This window comes from Dyella sp. S184 (genome assembly GCF_009766065.1).
Lineage (GTDB): Bacteria > Pseudomonadota > Gammaproteobacteria > Xanthomonadales > Rhodanobacteraceae > Rhodanobacter.
Window position 1 is genome coordinate 34,357 of sequence record NZ_LMUE01000002.1, and the last position, 17,071, is coordinate 51,427.

A 17,071-nucleotide genomic window follows, 5' to 3' on the forward strand; every position below is an offset into this window, starting at 1 on the left:
CACTAACACCGTCCCTCCATGATGAGATCGCGACCGCACTCGCTCCGATCAGCGATCAGTTCGAGTCCAGGCTCGAGCGCAACCAGCGCCGGTTCGGCCAGAGACTTGGCCAACAGTTTCGGCTTGCCATCCAGGGTCACCGGCACAGCCTCCATGCCTGCGGCGGCAAACCATTCGGCGAAATCGGTATCGGCGATACAGGGGACACCGTTGCGCACCACGGCGCGGATCTGGCTGCGTTCAATGCCCACCAGGCTGCGCTCCTCATCACCACCGAGATCCTCGACAATCACCAGATCGGCAGGCACGCCCGGCGTGAGGCTACCGCGCGAGGGTAGACGCAGGATACGGGCAGCCTGGGTCGTGACCAGCTCCAGTACCTGCTGGGGACTGAGCTCGCGGCGAGCGGCAATGCCACGCATTTCTTCAAGCAGATCACGCGCACCGCTGAGCCGTGAATCGGTGCCCAGCGCCAGCCGGCCGGCCGCGCGCAGGCGCTGCGGATTAAGCGACCGCCCAAGCAGGGTGTGGTTGCTGGTCGGACACCAGACCACTGCGGCGTCGCTGGCGATCACCCGATCGACGTCCTGTTCGCGCAGGCCCACGCCATGGATCAGCACACTGTTCGGTGCCAGGCATCCCAGTTGATCCAGCTGCGTCAGCTCGGCCTGCGCCGTTGTATCGGTACCCTCAGCCAAGTGGATCAGCCATGGCCGATCGGCGGGTGTGGCAGCAAAACTATGCTGGACTGGAGGTCCGTAACCAGGCCACCCCAGCGCGTAGCTCCAGCCGTAATCGCGCAGCAGTGTGACCGGGAAATTCGTCGCGTCGAGCGCCGGATGCCACGGATCGTGATGTGCCACGCAGGTGGTGCCGGCGAGCAGGTTCTTCAACGCGCCGTGCCGTAGCCGCAATTCTTTCGGCACCTGCAGCGCGGCGATGACGGCGGGTTCCTCGAAATGCGCCTGAAAGGCCGCAATCCAGGCGTAGCTGTTGGGAAAGGGCGCGCCGGTTTTCAGCGGTGGAACAGTGTTGACGTGCAGATGCTCGTGCGCGTTGATCAGGCCGGGGAAAATCAGATGGTCGCGCAGATCGACCCGATACGCCCGCGCCGCCAGCGACGAGCCGATCCGCCCTGCCCGGATCGGCAGCGGTACACGCGAGCGGGCTTCCGTCGTGACCGAGACCGCGCGGCACAAGCTGACGTCCATTGCGGCCTGGAGAATATCCATGGACTCAGCGCCGCCGCATCACGATCAGGAAATGGTCACCCATGTCGCGCAGCAACGGCAGGCTGCCAAGGCGGTCGTCGAGCCGACCCAGCCGCTCGCACCAGTTGCGTCGGCGCCGGTAGTAATCCACCAGGTAAGGCGGCGGCATGAAGAGGCTCAGCGCGCGATAGCTCTGCAGTGAAAAGTGTTCGGTGAAGGCGCGGTAGAACTCGCGTGGAAGATAGTAATAAGTCCAGATCGTGTGGCGGTTCATCCCCACCGCCGTCGCGCCTCGCGCGGCGCGCACGCCGGCCCGCTTGAAGCGGCCCCGCAATGCGTAATGGCCCAGCTCCCACGGACAGATCCGGCCCATCACCGAAAAGACCAGGCTACCGCCGGGCCGAAGTAGACGCGCGCATTCAGCCGCGACCACGCCGAGATCAGGAGCGCAGTTCAGCGGACCGAAGTTCGAATAGATAGCGTCGAACTCGCCTTTGAGTTCTTCCAGCTGCTGGATGCCCAGGTGGATGGTCGTGACACGGGATTGAAGGCCCGCGGCAACGACGCGCGTCTGCGTGCGTTCGACCATCTGGGGCGACCAATCGGAGGCGACCACATGGAAACCACGTCGTGCGAATTCGAGCGCATCGATGCCGGTGCCACACCCCAGGTCGAGCAGCCGGGCGCCTTGTGGGACCTCGCTGTGCACGGTATCCCACAGAGTCAGCCGCATGCGCTGGATAAGTTCGTTATTGCCTCGCGGACCGTCATAGTCGGCGGCAACACTGTCGAAGGCGCGTTGCGTATCGAGCAGTTGCTCCTCACCCAAGGGCGCACTCCGTGGGCGCTGACGAACGCTGGCGTCGGATACTGCCTCGCGCACGATTTCAAGCTTGGGTTGCCCACTCATTTGATCGAACTCCGTTCCACCGCGATGTAGTCCTCTATTCACCATCACACCAACCGCCCGCCGCCAGCTGGTCCGCAACGCCGTTCTCGACACTCGCTGGCTCGTTCAGTGAGTGCCAGCTGGGACTGTTTTGGTTGTGAATAGAGCTGGCGCATGGATGTAGCGCCCGCTACGTCCCGATGAATCCGGCATCCGGCTCTGTTTGCCGGCAAAAGCGGCCCCCTTCTATGCGGATCGTCGCCTGGCACCTCTAACAACGGTCGCGAATGTGCCAAGACAAACCCCCAACAGAAGACCGATCCCCCAGGTCAGCTCGGGATTCGGAAGCACCTGTGCCTCAGGGACATAGACCGGCCACATCATCGACGTTTCATATGTGTTGGCAGGACCGAGGCGATCGATGAGGTCGCTCCTCGTCTGCCGCAAGCTGTGAATCTCATCGTTCTTGTTGGCCAGCAGCACGCTGACGAGCATCGCATTCTGGACATCCTTGCTGCTCGCATCGCCTTCTTTTACCGGCGTGGCCGCTTGTTGATAGCGCGCCCGGTCGGCTTCGGTGGTCTGCAGGTCGGCCTCGACCTGGGCGAGACGCGCCTGCGCCGACGTCAGCGATATCTGCTCGAGGCGCTGGTGAATCGCACGCAGCTGGGTGACCGTCGCCGTAGCAAGTTCGCTGGCCTGCTGTCGAGAGTAGGCCCGTACGGTCAACCGGATGAGCGGACCAGCATAAGGCAACGGGTCCAGCTTCAGACTCTTGCGGTAGAGCTGGGCCACGGACGAATCGGGCACATAGCCGGCGCTTTTCAGGACATCGTTTTCGAACGGCACCAGCTGCAGCCGCTCGAGCACACGCTGCAGTGGTTCAACCTTCGGATCCTGGCCTGACACCACCTGCCCGACTTGCCCGATCTGGATCCAGGCGGTCGCTTCCCATTGGCGTTTCATCAGGTGCGCGCAGGCATAGGTGCAGGCCAGGATCACGATCACCACGGCCACGAACCACTTCCATTCGCGAGAGAGGATCCGCCAGAGATCGATCAGATAGATTTCATCTTGTTCCATGGTTCTGTACTCGCTGGAGAAGGGGTGAAGACAGGGTTTGCGCAGCAGCCACGGACGCATATTCCTGCCCAACGCCGGCAGGTTCCCGCGGCCTTCTGTTCGGCAGCCATGCCGCAAAAACCTGCATGAAAAGACACAGGCCGATAAAACCGGCATTCGTCCAGGTGAATGCCTGCGGTGCGAAGGGCGACATGACGCACACATAGGAAACACGCAGGAAAATCAGGAAGGAAAACAGTGGGACGGTCGGGCGAAGGCGCCGCACGCTCCACAGCAGTAGGCCGTACAACACGAAGACTGCAATCACCGCGGCGAACGGACCCAGCGCCAGAAGGAACGGTAAGAATTCCGTACCCACATTGATGGTCGGCGCGTCCAGCGGGATATTCGTCCCGGCGGTTGCAACGGACCCGCTCATGGGGACCACCTGATGGATGAGAAAGCTGGCGTTGGAGTAATGCTTGGCCAGCATGGCGCTGAAGTTGTATGGCCCAGCGCTTCCATAAAGCAGCAACCACTTGATGCCCACCGGCGAAGCCCGATACATGGCACCAAAAGGCAGCGTGATGTAATCCAGTGGGCCCGATCGCAAGATGCCGAGGATCGAGAAAATACTGCTGCCCGCGAGCGCCAGAAAGCCGATGCTTTTCCACGGCAGCGGTCTTGTCTCATCCCGTCGCAATACAATGACGAGCGCAAACGAAAACACGCTGGCGAAGAGCCTGTTGCGGTCGATCACCAGCACGGGAAACAGAAAGCCAATGACAATGAGCATGTTGCGGAGCCACTTGCTTCTGACGCAGAGCAACCCGATCGGAGGAAGCACCCAGCACATGTCAGAGATGTGCCGGACGTGCTCGCGGCCGCCTTCCATCGAGGCATAGGAAGATGGATTGTCGAACAGCGGTATCGAAAACAGCGTGAGATCGAGCACGCAGAAAAGAACGATCAGGCCAGCAAAGGCCAGCGCGACGAACGAGTCGCGAGTGCCGGCGTAATGACGCATACGGAATCGCGCGGCTCCGGGAATCCGGACGCCTGCATACACGTCGAACAACACAATGGCCGATGCGGTTACTGCCAGCAGCAGCAAGCCTTGCAGGTAGTCGACGGGGAGATCGTAAGTGAGCAAGGTAAGCCCACAGGCAAGCAGGATCGGCAATCCCAGATAGGTCGAGGGAAGACATAGCAATCGCTTCATGTCGCCTCCGCACCCGGGTTTGCGGATGAAGGCCTGACCTTTGACAGAATCACCAGCGATAGATACGCCAGCATGTGGAGTGCCAGTGGCCACAGTTGTCTCTGCAGGAACGAAATCTTGGCCCCGATGTAATGCGACTGCGCCCTGAGCAAGGTCTTGTAGGGTTCGTCGAACAGGCATGCCCGGCGTAGCGCGACCTGCTTCGACTCGAGAAGATTGATGACGCGGGTCGCTGTGTGCCGCGTCGCGCTCAGGTTTTTTCCATGGATGCGGTAAGCACAGACGCTGACGTCGATGAAACCAAGTGCATCACGGGCTGCCAGGCGAAGAAACAGATCCCAGTCTTCGATACGCAGGCCTTCGCTCCAGCGATCGACGGTGTCGAGTGCGCTCCTTCTCAATAAGGCGACCGGACCGCCGATGGCCCACTGGCTGATGACGGCACGTCGTATGCCGTCATCCGATCGATAGAGACTTTTGTTGGCACCGTGCAGATCGCGCATGCCGCTGTCATGCATTTTTTTCCCATCCTGATCGACGACGACCGAATCCCCGATCACCGCCCCTTTGCCCGGATGCGCCAGCAGGTAATCGACCTGGGCATCGAGCCCTCCTGGTAACAGATAGTCATCGCTGGCGCCCGGCCGAAGGAACTCTCCACTGGCGCGCGCCACCAGTTCGTTCAAGGTCGCCGCGATGCCTCTGTTTTCCCGACGTACGTACTCGATCGGGAGTTCCATGCAATGCGTCGCGACCCAGTCGGCAATTCTTTCGCCGGTTTTGTCGGTCGACCCGTCATCGATGATGATGAGCTCCTTGGTTGGATACGGATCTTCCAGCACGCTATCCAGGCAGCGCTGCACGAAACGCTCGTGATTGAATGCCGGTATGAGCACGGAGACCAGCGGCATCGCCGCCACGTTTTTCGATACGTCGAAGGCCATCGTCACAGCCCTCCCAGGTAACGTCGTACGACCAGGACATTGAATGCGAGGTAGAGGAGATAGTTGATCGTGAATGCGTACATCGCGCCGACCAGACCGAAGTGCGCGGTAAGTACATAGACCAGCACCAGATAGCTGGCCGCAAACACGCATTCGGATAACACGAACAGTCGCGTCATCGCCTTGGCCAGCATGACGTAGGACAGGATGAAGGAAGCGATCTTGATGACATCGCCCACCAGCTGTGGTCCGTATAACGTATTGGCGGACGCAAAGTCCGCACTGAACAGCAGGCGTGTCACCCAGCCTCTCAAGGCATAGACCACGGCCGCCAGGACGATGACGGCGGGTAGCAGGTAGCGGTAGGCATTGCGCAGTTCGAGCACCAGCGACGCGCGCTCGTGTGTCGACGCCAGTTTGGGCAAGTAGTAGATGTTGATGGCCGTGGTGAGGAACAGCAGATAGGCGTCCGATACCTTGCTCACTGCCTGCCAGTAACCGACCTGCTCCCAGCCGAACTGGACCGCGAGGTGATCGCGAACCGCGATATTGATCAGGGGTGGCAGCAAGGCCGAGCTGAGCGTCATCACCGAAAAGGCTGCTAACCGCAGAGTCATTTCGCGGTCGAAATGCATCCGCAGCATGCTGGGCTGGAAGTAGGGGCTGCGCGACCAGGCCGGCAAGCCGACGACAAGGCAGAGCAGCTGGCCCAGGACGAGTGCCAGCAACGCGCCGTACAGATGCAGCCAGCGCGACAGCCAGAGCACCAACACGATGCTGAAAGCCGATCCCAGCACCTGGATGAAGGCAAGCCGGCGCACATCCATGAAGCCATTGATCACGGCAAGGATGTAGTTGACCAGGGCAATGCCAAGCTGAGCCACGGCGAGTACGCGGATCAGGCTTTCATAGCCTGGGTCACCCAGAAGCCAGAACGCAATCTGCCGACTGAACAGCAGCGCGACGCCTCCCATCAGGCAAGATGCGCAGAGCGCATACCAGAGCGCCGCGGCAAGCAGGCGCGACAATTTCTGTGCATCGTGACGATATTCGGCAACGTACTTGACGACGCCGGCGCTGATGCCGCCGCCAGCCAATACCGCCAGCAACGACATCAGGCTCATGAATTGGCCCAGCTTGCCCACCCCTGCGGGCCCGGCAAACCATGCCACCAGCTTGATCACGACCAGACCCGCGAGCAACCGCGCAACGGTAGCGATGGTGGTGTAAAAGCCGGTGCGCACAATGTTCATGCGGGGCACTCGAATGCCTGGCAGGCTTCGATCACCCGGTCCACCGCATCGTCGCTCAGCGTCGGTCCCATGGGAAGGCTCAGCACTTCATCGTGCAATCGTTCCGTCAGCGGCAGATGGGCCCCCCGCAAGGCGGCATAGGCCGGTTGCCGGTGTGGTGGCACCGGATAGTGCACCTGACTCTGGATACCATGCACCTGTAAATGCTGTTGCAAGGCATCGCGGCGAGAACAGCGAACCACGAAGAGATGCCAGACGTGCCGTTCCTCCCGCGCCGCGTAGGGTAACTGGATCTGCGCGTTACTGATGCCTTCGCGATACCGACGTGCCACGCGACGACGCCATGCGATGTCCTCGTCGAGATGCTTAAGTTTTACCCGAAGCATGGCGGCCTGGATCTCATCGAGCCGCGAATTGAGCCCCCTTTGGATGTGGTGGTACTTCACGGCAGAACCGTAATTGCGCAAGGCCGCGATTCGCTCTGCCAGCATGCTGTTGTCGGTTACCACGGCGCCGCCATCACCCAGCGCCCCAAGGTTCTTGGCGGGGAAAAAGCTGAAGGCCGCCGCATCGCCGAGCGCTCCAGCCTTGTGTCCGTCGCTCATCGCTCCATGCGCCTGCGCCGCATCTTCAATCAGGAGCAAGTTGTGCCGCCTGGCCAGCGCAGCCAATGCGGACATGTCCGCCAGCTGGCCATACAAATGCACCGCCACGATCGCGCGCGTACGTGGCCCGATGGCTGCCTCTACGCATGCCGGATCCATATTGAAGGTTGCCTGACAAGGCTCGACCGGAATCGGCACAAGTCTGTTTTCGGAAATCGCAAGAAAACTGGCGATGAAAGTATTGCCCGGCACGATGACCTCGTCGCCTTCTTCGATGATGCCGAGTTCCTTGTAACCGCGCAGGATCAGTGACAGGGCATCCAGTCCGTTGCCGACGCCCACGGTATGGCGAACGCCACAATAGGCGGCGAACTCGTGTTCGAAGGCCGTCAGTTCTTCGCCAAGCACATACCAGCCTGAATCGATAACGCGCCCGGCCGCAGCCTTCAATTCGTCGGCATATCGCGCATTGACGTCCTTGAGACTGAGAAATGGGACGTCCATCAAGGCGGTGTCCATCAGAGCGGCCATTCGTAAAAATCGTGCGCGATGGCGCGCGCGCCGAAATATTCCTTTTGCGCGATCAGGCCGCTGTTGATAACGCGCCCTTCCTGTTCAGTCGAAATGCCGAAACTGAAATAAGCTCTGGTCGCATAGATGCCACCGATCAGTTCTGCAAGCAGAAAACTGAGCGCATCCAGGCGTCGCCCCTGCTCCGATGCAGCCATGTATTGGGTGTGCACGATCCTGCCGAAATCGTAGACAAGGACGCCCGCCAGCAAAGTGTCGTCATGGCGTGCCTCATGCAACACGATCTGCTCCGGAAAGCGCGCTTGCAGCAGATACAACTCCTGCAGGCGGTGGGTTGGCAGGGCGTCGTGCTTGCCCAACACATCCAAAAGCAGTGCATGAAAAGCCGCCGGATCGGCGCCGACCTGCAATCGGATACCCGCCTTCCTTGCCTTGTCGATGGCATGCCTGCGCCCCTGCGTGAAGTGAAATGTTTCCTGCAATGGGATGACCGAGGAAAGGTCGCGTCGCTTCAGCTGCGCTCCCAACCGATGCAAGGCATACAAGTCCTCTTCGGCGGGGTAGGCATGAAACACATGCGGCACTGCCTTGTAGACGACACGTCCCACACCAAGCGAGCGATAGTGGTTGCCGATCTGTTCAAACACGGCCAGCGTCGATTCGGCGCGCAAGGTCTGCGTCGTTATAAGTCCGGCATAGGTAAGACCGCCGTGACTGGTCACCAGGTTCTCCTGGATGTTTGCAGGGAAAACCGCCACGGTCTGGCCGTTCCGCTCGACGATCAATGACCGGTCGACAAAGCGGTCGGCGTGGTAATCCATGTAACCGCGCCGATGCAACAGATTGCCGTTACGGGAATGCTCGACCAAAGCATCCCAGGCGTTCGCATCATCCTGGACATAAGGCCTAACCGTGAACATGCGCATCACCGTCGAGGCAGGCGTGACTGGCCTCGGCCACGCCGAATCCATCCACTCCCATATCGTTGCCGTTGTAGAACATCAGTAGTTTGTCGCGCTGCTGGATCAACGCGGGATAGCAGATGACCCGCGAATCCCAACCACTGTCGGAAAGCGTCATACCAAACGCTTCGTCGCAACGTGCCCATCGGATGCCGTCATCGCTATAGGCAACGCCGGGAAAGTATTCGCCGGTGAGGTTCCCCCGCGTGAAGTACATGACGTATTTGCCACCGAACCGGTACACACGCGGTCGGCCGATTCGATACTCGTTGCCACGGGGCAGCAGGCAAACCTGATCTTCGCGCGGCATGGACCTCAGATCATCCGTCTCCACGTAGCGAATGTGGTAGCGCGGAAACGACTGACCGTCGATGGTCTCCCAATCGTCACCAACTGCATACCACATGCGCCAGCGACCATTTTCATGAATGACCGAATGCACCGCGCCGATGGTGCTGCGACCGTGCGCACGGTCCAGGACAGGTGTCTCCTGTGTGCGTTCGAAATAATGGCCGCCATCGGTCGAGATGGCCAAGCCGGTAAAGGCCAGAAACTTGGCCTTGGCCACGCGCTGGAAACCCACATAGAACATGTGCAGGCCGCCTGGCGCATCGACGATATCGCCCAGGATCACGCCGTTGTCGTCAAAGCAGCCGTCCCGGCCGATGTCGAGCGCCGGTTCCGTACTGACACGTACGATGATCGCAGGATCGTCTGCCCATAGGTCGACGTAACCTATGCGACTCACACCGTCAGCATCGCGAAAACCCGCGTACACGCGTATGAGATCATCGTCGATGCGATACGGGGTCGGTGTGAGCGCCGAATGACTCATCCAGCCGCCTACCCCATGCCGCTTGGTTTCGAACACGAGCCCTTTCTTGCTCCATTTGAACATGCGCCCTTCAAAGCCTCACATCGAAGCTGGATTTTCCAGGCACCGCCTTGGCCGGCGAGCCGACGTAGATCCGTCCCGGCTCGGTATCACGCGTAACGAGCGCACCGGCGCCGACCAGATTGTCGGACGCGACTTTCACGTGATCGTTGAAGGTGGCGTTCACACCGATGAAGCTGCTCTCGCCGATCTCGCAATAACCTGAAATGACCGCATGCGAGGCGACGAATACATTGTCACGCACGACCGTGCGATGTCCCACGTGGTTGCCGCTCCACAAAATGCAGTTGTTGCCGATGCGAACGAAGGGCTGGATGACGTTGCCTTCGAAGATGAAGCTGTTCTCGCCCAGCTCGACATTGCGCCATACGAAGGCGTGTGTACTGACATACGTGGCAAACCGGTAGCCCCTACGCCTGGCGTCCTGATAGAAGCGCGCACGCAGACGATTGAGCTGACTGGCCGGAATGGCCACAAACACCTCGACTTCAGCCGGCGGGTAGTGTGCTTCCAGGGTCTCGTATGCCACCACGGGACGATCGGCCAGCGTCGGTTGTGCGAGATATTCGCGCTCGACACTGAAGGCCACCACGTCGTAGTCGCTATCGTGTTCGAAGTATTCGCAGGCGATCTGCGCAAACTCGCCAGCTCCGATCAGGACTAGCGGCCTTGACATGCTGCCATGTCCTCGAAATACATGGCGCCGCTGACTTCGCGCATGAAATCGTCGTAATCGGTGATGTAATCGCTCTGGTCGTACAACTGGTCGGCCAGCACCATCAACACGCAATCCTCGCTGAAGTCGTACAGCTCGCGCCACACCATTCGGCCTAGCATCAGTCCATGCGAGGGATCGTCGAGCACAACCTCTACAGGTCCGCTGCCATCGTCCAGCAGAAAGGTGACGGAGCCTCGCACCGCTATCGCCAGTTGATGGAGATGACGATGCGCGTGCCGCCCCCGATGCACGTCGTTCTGCGTGGCGAAGATGTAATACACGCGCCGGATCACGAAGGGCACGTTCCGATCCTCCTCCAATGCGATGAGCATGCCGCCGTTGTCACCATGCTTCTGCAACTGGATTCGCTCGATTTCCATGTTTTTGGGCCAGACCGTGAATTTTGAGATGACCAACCAACTCACTTGAGTGCCGCGTAGCTGGCGAAAGGTTGCCTCGGCATCAGCGACGGAAAAGTAGCGACTTCGCTTCGAGTGATGGCTTGATCTGTCTATGCGCGAGCAAGGGAGTGACTGGATGCAACCTTTCATCGCACCGCAAGCACTCACGTCCACCAAGGTCACTCTCGACCTGTGCATGGGCCGCCCTTTCGACGGTGAAGCCGGCCATAGGACATACACAGGAATCGGTTCGACGACGGCAACGGGCAAAGGCAGTTCTGGGACGCGAATGGAGAACAAAACTCTGTCAAAAGGAAGCAGCGACGTGATGTCCATACCTGGCGCCGAAGGCGATCCGGGACGTTTGCTCGACGAGCCTATTGAAGAAATTGCACCGGAGCGCTCCAGGGCGTTGGTAGTCCTGCACTGGCTTACCGTACTTTTTCTGTTCATCGCTGCGGCGCTAATCCTGATCCGTTCTGAAGTCTCCGGGCGAGCCCTCAAAATGTGGCTACTCGAGGGACACCGTCATTTCGGACTTTTCGTGCTGGTGCTTTTCTTTGTCCGTGTTGCCCTTCGCTTCCGATTCGGTAAGTTGCCCTCGGACAACGGTTCGTCGCGGCTAGTTCGACTACTTGCGGGGCTGACCCACGTCGCCTTGTACGCGTTGCTGCTTGCTCAGCCTTTGCTCGGCTGGGCACTCAGCGATGCGCAAGGCCGACCAGTGCATCTATTCGGATTGACCTTGCCTGCCCTCGTTGGCGCTGATGAGGATGTCGCCGATGCCTTGCAGGTATGGCATCAGGATGCCGCGTGGCTATTGCTTGGATTGATCTCACTGCATATCGCCGCTGCACTCTGGCACCACTTCGTCCTTCGCGACGGCGTGCTGCGGATGATGTTGCCGCAACGTCGCCATTGATCGGCGCATGGCATTCCACTCACTACCGCACCAGTCCCAACAAGGAGACTTCATGTCGTCTTTTTTCAGTCGATGCGTGAGGTACCGTCCCGGGATCCTGGCGTTGTGCTACAGCTTTGCGACGCTGTTGATGTTCGCCAGCACCACCGTCCATGCGATCCCGGCGTATGCCCGACAGACCGGTTCCGCTTGTGCAGACTGTCACGCCGGCGCGTATGGCGGAGGGGGCAATGGACCGAATCTGACGCCTTACGGTATGCGCTTCAAGCTCAACGGCTACACCGATACAGACGACAATGGCAAAAAGATTCCCGTGGCCGGTCAGCTGACGGAAACACATGACGCGCCAGCCCGTGGCAAGAGCTCCACCGACCTTACCGAAGCGGACCTCTACCTGGCCGGCCGCCTTACCGATCAGATCGGCGGCTACGTCAAAGTCGAAGCCAATTACGCCGGTAACGACACCTATAAAACCCAGCTCAGCAATATCGATCTGCGCTTTGTCGCCAAGGACCTCAAGCTCAACGGCAAGGACCTGACAATGGGAGTAAGCGTCAACAACAGTCCAGGCTTCGACGACCCCATCGCCGTGCTGCCCGCGGCGGTAAATCTCGGACCGCCTGGTGGGCAAGGCCCCACCGGCACCTTCCTCAACGAGTCCAGCGCCAATTCACCGGCCGATCGCGTCATCGGCGCCACCGTCTACGGTCTGTACGACAAGGACTGGTACGGCGAAGTCGGTACCTACAATTCGCTGCCTACCTCCACGCAGGATCACCTAGGTTATTCCATCTCGGGCGATCCGGGAAAGATCAGCGACACAGGATATTTCCGTTTCGCGTACATGAAAGATCTCAAGCGCCAGTTCTTCTCGGCAGGCATCGTAGGATTGACGACCAGACGCCAGCTGCCGCGCACCGGTCCAGCGGACGATCTCACCGACCTGGGCTACGACCTGACTTACCAGTTCCTGGGTAATCGCGAAAACATCGTGCAGGTCAGCTATGTGAACATTCTTGAAAAGCGCAAGTACGGCAGCACACCGGTAAGTCCGGTCGACCCCAGCCTCGTCGCTCTGCCACGCGGCGCACTGCACGACGAGAACCTCAGCCTCACCTACACCTTCAAGCAGAGCTATGGCGTGCAGCTTGCGCATCTGCAAAGCAATGGAACACGCGATGCGGTTCGATTCGGGCCGTATGGCAAGCCCGATACCACTGCCAATCTCTTTACCGTGTTCTGGGCGCCTTTCGGCAAGGAGGACTCTTTCACTTCTATCGCGAACTTGAAGCTCGCCGCCACCTGGTTCCGCTTCACACGGTTCAACGGCGTGACCGACAACATTTTCGGTGTTCCGTTGGGTGTTGCTACAACCAAGCCCGGCGACCTCAACGCGTTCCTGGTTACGGCAAGTGTGGCCTTCTAAAAATACGCATAGGAAATCAGAACGTGCCAAAGTTATTTTTGGGCCTCTCAGCCGCAGCACTCGTTTTAGGCTGCGCGCTGGCCTCCCGCTTTGCCCATGCCGCCGATGCCACCGTAGGGGCCGACGTCTTCAAGTCAGAGTGCGCCGAGTGTCACAGCCCCAAGGAGGGTCGCAATAAAAAAGGGCCCAGTCTTTTCGGCATTGTGGGGCGCAAGGCGGCGTCGTTGCCTGACTACAAATATTCAGACGCCCTGCGCGGACGAACCGATTGGGTATGGACGCCGGAGAAGCTGCATGGCTACTTGTCGCAGCCCGCGAAACAAACCAATCCCGGCACCAAAATGAAATACGATGGCCTAACTGATGCCAAGGACCTGGACGATCTCATTTCATATCTTGGTACGCTGCACTGATGATCTTGCCGGCCCCCGTCGATCAATCTGCGGGTATGGATACCGGTCGGGCCTGCACTGATCATTTGGATAATGAACCGATGATTTGCCCATGATGGACTATCGATTCCCGTGCGCAGCGCTCTGTTTACACGATCGTCGTGTCCGCTCCCAACACACTCATGGCGTCACTCGACGTGACTCAGTCATCCGTGCGTGTCTTGGTTTCACCTTGCTCGCCGTTGGCAGCTGCCTTCCTCAGGCGCTGCATGCCCAATCGGCAACGTTCAACGGAACCACAGCACTCAGCTCGGAGTTGATCGACCGCGGTCAGGCGATTACCGGCAACACCCCAATCCTGCAGGGAGCTGCGTCCTGGACTTATCCAGCGGGCTGGTCGCTGGGCCTGTCGGCAAGCACGGAAGTGCGCTCACCCGGTCGTATTGTAGAAGCGCTCGCCCAAGCGTCTCGTTTTTGGTCGCTTTCCGACGACTGGCAGATGCAGGTGAGCGGGCTTTACTACAGATATCCCAGCCACACCCATTCAAAAGCCTATGATCGCGCTGAAACGGGCGTCAGCTGGACTTATCGGGACGTGCTGACCTTTGGCGTGTCGGCCATCTATGTGATCGGCGCCCAAAATTCGCAGCCACGCGGCGCCGCCGATCTGAGTTTCCACTGGCCATTGGTGTGGCATTTTTCACTTTCCGCGGGGGCGGGCGTGGCCCAACCGATCATTGCGCCCTACACCTCCTACCACTACGGTCAGGCCGCCCCCCATGGTTATGACCGTACAGGATTGTACGGCTACGGCCATGCGGGGTTACTGTGGGCCAATGGGCCCTGGCAGATAGAGGTGGACCGGATCATGGCCGACGGCACAACACAGCGACAATGGGCCAGCCTGGGCGCCTCCCCCTGGGTCGCAACGATTTCGTGGTCCTTTTGACCTGGAAGCAACCTTTTTGCGCTGAAACGGTACTTACGCAGTGAACTCCCCGTAACCCGCCGGCTTCACCGGAACCATGAACGACGACGATATCAACCCTGACGTCACTGACCGCATGCTGTTGCAACGCATGTCGACGGGTGATCGTACCGCTCTTTCGGTGCTATATCGCGGCTATCACGGAAGATTGTGCCGTTTCCTGTCCCGGCTGACACGACGCCCGGATATCATCGAAGAAGTCATCAACGACTGCTTCTGGATTGCCTGGCAAAAAGCGGGCACCTTCCATGGTGACTCCCGTGTTTCTACGTGGCTCATGGGTATTGCCTACCGCTGCGGACTGAAGGCATTGCGGCAACACGGTGACGAACCGGTCGAAGACGACAACTTGCCGGAACAACGCACTGCCGCCCATGATCTGGATGAAGATCGCGAGTTGCGCGACTGGTTAAGCAAGGGACTCGATCACCTGTCCGTGGATCAACGGGCGGTGATCGAGCTCGTCTATGGGGTGGGCCATACTCTGGACGATGTCGCCGTTATCATGCAGTGCCCCGTCGGCACGGTGAAGGCACGCCTGTTCCACGCGCGAGTCAAGTTGCGCAACGTGCTCCCTGCCTTGGCTGGAGATTCGCCCAAACTAAAGGAGAACGTGCCATGACGTTCCCGAAGAATTCTTCAGGTAGGGACTGCGTCCGCGCCTGGGACACGATGCCCTGGGTACTTCAGAACAGTGCCACGCAGGAACAAGGCGAGTGGCTGAAAGATCACTTGGCGCATTGCGAATCGTGCTCCGCTGAATTCGCACAGCAAAATCGCTTGCAGCGTGCGCTATCTCTGCCTGTGGATATGCCGCTCGACGCGAATGCCGGTTTGAAGCGCTTTCTGGGTCGTCTCGATACGGCTGATGCACAGGACGAATCGTTCCGCATGCGATCGGGAAGCTGGTTGAGCCGGGCATTGGTCGCCGTGGTACTGATCCAGGCTTTGGGCATCGGTACACTGGGCTTGAAGTTGTGGTCCACGGGTAACAGTCCGGCGTATAGGACACTCAGTCAGGTGCCTGTGCCTGTAGCCCCGGGTGCGATCCGGATCGTACCCGACGCAGACATGACGCTGGCCAACTGGAACGCGTTGCTGCATTCCCTCCGATTGCAGGTAGTGGGCGGCCCCAACGATGTGGGCGCCTATACCGTCGCACCCATGGGTTCCGCATCGACGACCCATACGCTGCAACAACTGCGTGCAACACAAGGCATCCGCATGGCAGAGCCCGTCGCCGTCACTCCATGAAAGTCGGCGCCTTCTTTCTTGTCGCAGCCATAGCGTTGTTGAGTGCGTGCGCATCCTCGCGTCCGATGACGCCTCCGGATAGTCAAGCCAGCCCGGGCCAGGTAGCAGGTCCGAGCGTGAGCTCCATGGACAGCCAGCGTGACATCGTGCTCGCTGTGGCCAACCCACTTGAGCCGCCGGGCATGCATGCGGGTGCCAGCTTGTTGGGTTACGTTCCATCAAGGCACTACGGCGCCGGTCAGCGCGCAGTTTCCACGCTGGCCGCGTTGAAGCAAGGTTACGGATTGCGCGAAGTAACAGGCTGGCCCATCAAGGCCCTCGACCTGTATTGCGTCGTGTTGGAGCCGCCTTCCGGTATGGCGCGGGATACCTTGCTCAAGGCGCTGGCCAAGGACAAACGGGTACAACTTGCGCAACCGCTGCAAAGTTATTCCGTCTACGCAGACGCTCACCCAGACACCCGTCATTACAACGATCCCTACGTCAATCTCCAGCGCGGCTTCGTGGAAACGGATGCCGCGCTGGCGCAAGGCCTTAGTCAAGGTAGCGGGATCCATATCGCGATCGTCGATACGGGCGTGGACATGAAGCACCTGGACCTTCAGGGGCGCATTCGCGATATGCACAATATGGTTGATGACGATGCCTCGACATTCAACCGTGATAGCCACGGCACCGAAGTGGCCGGGGTCATCGCCGCAAACGCCGATAATCATCAAGGGATCGTGGGCATAGCGCCCAAGGCCATACTCAGTGTCTACAAGGCATGCTGGTATCCGCCGGCTTCCAATGCCGGCGCACGCTGCAACTCCTTCACGCTGGCCAAGGCTCTGGCGGGAATCATCGATACGGATGCCCGCGTCGTCAATTTGAGCCTGGGCGGACCGACAGATCCGCTACTTAATATGCTGCTTGCGAAATTGTTGAGCCAGGGTCGCATCGTGATCACAGCAATGCCTCCGGATGGGGTCGTCGATGGATTTCCCGATAGCGCGCCTGGAGTTATTGTCGTTCGCACAAGTGGCACGTCCGCCGCGCCACCCGGCGTATTGAACGCTCCCGGAAGCGACATACTGACCACCCAGCCCGGTGGCGGATATGACTTCACTTCCGGATCATCAATGGCTGCCGCGCATGTGACCGGCATTGCCGCCCTGTTGCTTTCTCTCGCGCCGAAGCTGGATGCAAACGCGGTCCATGATCTCCTGCTACGAAGCAGCAAGATCTCCAATGGAACGCTTCAAGTGAACGCAGCGTCTGCTGTGATGGCACTTCGCAGCGCACCGAGAGCCACTCCTTGAGCTAAATAGCTTGCTCCATGTTGATATTCCGTAGCCCACCGGCTCGCAAAGCGATGCGAACTTCCGAAGGGAATGCATGTGTCACCAAACTGGAA

18 protein-coding genes are annotated in these 17,071 nt (G+C 59.6%); 7 read left to right on the forward strand and 11 right to left on the reverse strand.

The features are described from left to right. Positions 1-2: 2 nt before the first annotated feature. The 11 genes from GSQ75_RS00135 to GSQ75_RS00185 all read right to left on the reverse strand — a co-directional run bounded on the left by GSQ75_RS00135 (position 3) and on the right by GSQ75_RS00185 (position 10,672). Entirely contained in the window at positions 3-1,211 is a 1,209-nt protein-coding gene (locus GSQ75_RS00135; protein ID WP_254058465.1) for an amidohydrolase family protein, read from the reverse strand. Positions 1,212-1,236: 25 nt separating this feature from the next. Next, complete coding sequence (locus GSQ75_RS00140) at positions 1,237-2,121, reverse strand: class I SAM-dependent methyltransferase (protein ID WP_158752534.1); 885 nt, start codon at positions 2,119-2,121, stop codon at positions 1,237-1,239. Between the two features lie 225 nt (positions 2,122-2,346). After that, positions 2,347-3,183 (reverse strand): Wzz/FepE/Etk N-terminal domain-containing protein, encoded by an 837-nt coding sequence (locus GSQ75_RS00145; protein WP_158752535.1) that lies wholly within the window; start codon positions 3,181-3,183, stop codon positions 2,347-2,349. Beyond that, entirely contained in the window at positions 3,170-4,384 is a 1,215-nt protein-coding gene (locus GSQ75_RS00150) for a hypothetical protein (protein ID WP_254058384.1), read from the reverse strand. Before GSQ75_RS00150 ends, GSQ75_RS00145 begins: the two co-directional genes overlap by 14 nt. Further along, the gene (locus GSQ75_RS00155; RefSeq protein ID WP_158752536.1) at positions 4,381-5,328 is read right to left on the reverse strand and encodes a glycosyltransferase; all 948 of its coding nucleotides are present in this window, start codon (positions 5,326-5,328) and stop codon (positions 4,381-4,383) included. The genes GSQ75_RS00150 and GSQ75_RS00155 overlap by 4 nt, the downstream gene beginning before the upstream one ends. Positions 5,329-5,330: 2 nt before the next feature. Then, positions 5,331-6,581, reverse strand: a complete 1,251-nt coding sequence (locus tag GSQ75_RS00160) for an O-antigen translocase (protein ID WP_158752537.1) — start codon at positions 6,579-6,581, stop codon at positions 5,331-5,333. Further along, positions 6,578-7,690: a DegT/DnrJ/EryC1/StrS family aminotransferase gene (locus GSQ75_RS00165; protein WP_158753831.1), complete on the reverse strand. Its 1,113-nt coding sequence runs from the start codon at positions 7,688-7,690 to the stop codon at positions 6,578-6,580. Before GSQ75_RS00165 ends, GSQ75_RS00160 begins: the two co-directional genes overlap by 4 nt. Positions 7,691-7,704: 14 nt before the next feature. Beyond that, complete coding sequence (locus GSQ75_RS00170; protein ID WP_158752538.1) at positions 7,705-8,637, reverse strand: GNAT family N-acetyltransferase; 933 nt, start codon at positions 8,635-8,637, stop codon at positions 7,705-7,707. Beyond that, entirely contained in the window at positions 8,624-9,577 is a 954-nt protein-coding gene (locus GSQ75_RS00175; RefSeq protein WP_158752539.1) for a hypothetical protein, read from the reverse strand. Before GSQ75_RS00175 ends, GSQ75_RS00170 begins: the two co-directional genes overlap by 14 nt. 7 nt (positions 9,578-9,584) lie before the next feature. Then, the gene (locus GSQ75_RS00180; RefSeq protein ID WP_158752540.1) at positions 9,585-10,250 is read right to left on the reverse strand and encodes an acetyltransferase; all 666 of its coding nucleotides are present in this window, start codon (positions 10,248-10,250) and stop codon (positions 9,585-9,587) included. Further along, the gene (locus GSQ75_RS00185; protein WP_158752541.1) at positions 10,235-10,672 is read right to left on the reverse strand and encodes an FdtA/QdtA family cupin domain-containing protein; all 438 of its coding nucleotides are present in this window, start codon (positions 10,670-10,672) and stop codon (positions 10,235-10,237) included. The genes GSQ75_RS00180 and GSQ75_RS00185 overlap by 16 nt, the downstream gene beginning before the upstream one ends. A 157-nt stretch (positions 10,673-10,829) precedes the next feature. Here GSQ75_RS00185 and GSQ75_RS00190 point away from each other — a divergent pair, with 157 nt between their 5' ends. From GSQ75_RS00190 to GSQ75_RS00220, 7 genes are all read left to right on the forward strand, one after another. Further along, positions 10,830-11,615, forward strand: coding sequence for a cytochrome b (locus GSQ75_RS00190; protein ID WP_254058385.1), 786 nt, complete (start codon positions 10,830-10,832; stop codon positions 11,613-11,615). A 52-nt stretch (positions 11,616-11,667) separates the two neighbouring features. Beyond that, the gene (locus GSQ75_RS00195; RefSeq protein ID WP_254058386.1) at positions 11,668-13,041 is read left to right on the forward strand and encodes a cytochrome C; all 1,374 of its coding nucleotides are present in this window, start codon (positions 11,668-11,670) and stop codon (positions 13,039-13,041) included. Between the two features lie 38 nt (positions 13,042-13,079). After that, positions 13,080-13,454, forward strand: a complete 375-nt coding sequence (locus GSQ75_RS00200) for a c-type cytochrome (protein ID WP_254058466.1) — start codon at positions 13,080-13,082, stop codon at positions 13,452-13,454. Between the two features lie 91 nt (positions 13,455-13,545). Next, on the forward strand, positions 13,546-14,382 hold the full coding sequence (locus GSQ75_RS00205; RefSeq protein ID WP_254058387.1) for a hypothetical protein: 837 nt from the start codon (positions 13,546-13,548) through the stop codon (positions 14,380-14,382). Between the two features lie 76 nt (positions 14,383-14,458). Continuing rightward, positions 14,459-15,043, forward strand: a complete 585-nt coding sequence (locus GSQ75_RS00210; protein ID WP_158752543.1) for a sigma-70 family RNA polymerase sigma factor — start codon at positions 14,459-14,461, stop codon at positions 15,041-15,043. Next, complete coding sequence (locus GSQ75_RS00215; protein WP_158752544.1) at positions 15,040-15,675, forward strand: zf-HC2 domain-containing protein; 636 nt, start codon at positions 15,040-15,042, stop codon at positions 15,673-15,675. Before GSQ75_RS00210 ends, GSQ75_RS00215 begins: the two co-directional genes overlap by 4 nt. Next, positions 15,672-16,976, forward strand: coding sequence for a S8 family serine peptidase (locus tag GSQ75_RS00220; RefSeq protein ID WP_158752545.1), 1,305 nt, complete (start codon positions 15,672-15,674; stop codon positions 16,974-16,976). The genes GSQ75_RS00215 and GSQ75_RS00220 overlap by 4 nt, the downstream gene beginning before the upstream one ends. The last annotated feature ends 95 nt before the right edge of the window (positions 16,977-17,071 follow it).